Origin of the sequence: Bacillus sp. JJ634 (assembly GCF_036962285.1) — a bacterium.
GTDB classification, from domain to species: Bacteria; Bacillota; Bacilli; order Bacillales; family DSM-1321; genus Peribacillus; species Peribacillus asahii_A.
In genome coordinates this window covers 1-1,012 of the sequence record NZ_JBALMU010000237.1, presented here as the reverse complement: position 1 = coordinate 1,012, position 1,012 = coordinate 1, and the positions used below count along the sequence as shown (strand labels likewise).

Annotated in this window: 1 protein-coding gene; it reads left to right on the top strand. The window is 34.6% G+C overall.

Annotated elements, in window-relative coordinates:
• Nucleotides 1-108 precede the first annotated feature (108 nt).
• Nucleotides 109-687, top strand: a complete 579-nt coding sequence (locus V7068_RS22460; protein WP_499714639.1) for an RsfA family transcriptional regulator — start codon at nucleotides 109-111, stop codon at nucleotides 685-687.
• Nucleotides 688-1,012 lie beyond the last annotated feature (325 nt).

The following is a 1,012-nucleotide window of genomic DNA, read 5'->3' as shown; positions in this document are numbered from 1 at the left end:
TTCTTGGTGAAAATCGATTTAATCAGGTTGAATGCATCTCTCTAGATATTCTATTACTCCTAGCAAATGCATATATATTAGGCAAAACCTTAAACGGGAGGTAGAGAAATGTCAATTGCAAGACATGACTCTTGGAATCAGGATGAAGATGTATTATTGGCTGAGGTAGTGTTACGACATATCCGAGATGGGAGCACACAGCTCAAAGCATTTGAAGAAGTCGGTAGAGAACTATCAAGAACTCCATCGGCCTGTGGGTTCCGTTGGAATTCCTTTTTGCGCAAGCGATATAAATCAAGAATTGAATTGTCAAAAAAGCAGAGAAAAGAAAACAAGATAAAGCCTTACCGTGGCATCGACAAGGCACTTTCGACATTTTCAAAAGATGAAATTAAAGAAAATCGTTATAAATTACAGAATGTGAGTGACTCCGCATCTTCTATTACGATGCAAGAGGTCTTATTATTCTTGACAAAAATGGATATGTCTTCACGATTATGGAGTAAAGAAAAAGAGCAGCTTTCCCAAAGTTATCAAATAATATTGGAACAGAATAACACTTTACGAGAAGATAATAATCGGCTACAAAACAAGCTAAATGAAGTGGAAGCAGACTATCGGGCTTTGTTGCAAGTTATGGAGCGTGCTAGAAAGTTGGTTGTATTGGAAGAAAAGGAACGAGTCTGATAATGAGATTAAAATGATAGTTTAGAAAGGGTTAATAAATGAATGGATGTCAGTTTAATTAGGTGAAAAAATGTGATTTCGATTTATTCAATATCCTAATACTAGACTGAACCCTTACCACTTCTGGGATACAAATATTAATAGCAATAATTAAAAAATTAATGTGCATATATTTAGCCTGCCTGAAATGCGCTCTCAGACGAAATTAACTTTCTTTTATGAACCTCCAGCCCATTCATTGCAATACAGAGCTGTTCAGAAACATCATTTTTTGATGTTTAAACAGATAAATCAAATAATCTTTAACTAGTTTCTTCTATTATAT